At 59.5% G+C, this 257-nt stretch carries 1 protein-coding gene; it reads left to right on the top strand.

What is annotated here, in order from left to right; translation table 11 throughout:
- Positions 1-257: S8 family serine peptidase (locus AAEZ06_RS27730; protein ID WP_350617357.1), on the top strand; the 257-nt coding region annotated here is incomplete at both ends.

The following is a 257-nucleotide window of genomic DNA, read 5'->3' on the forward strand; positions in this document are numbered from 1 at the left end:
GTGCGTAGCAGCCCCCGGGACCGCTATTGCTTCGTCGGTAGTCAGCGGCGAAATTGATGCCAACAAATGGTACGACGAAGACGGCGAGGTCAATGGCTTTGAAGTGACAGGCGACCGGCCGGTTTTTGGTTATGAAACCTGGTCGGGGACCTCCATGGCCGCCCCGCATGTGACGGGCGCGCTGGGGTTATTGATGGAACGCTTCCCGTACCTGGACAACCCGCAAATCCGTGATGTGTTGCTGACCACCGCTCACG

The organism is Pseudomonas sp. HY7a-MNA-CIBAN-0227 (assembly GCF_040310325.1).
GTDB lineage: Bacteria > Pseudomonadota > Gammaproteobacteria > Pseudomonadales > Pseudomonadaceae > Aquipseudomonas.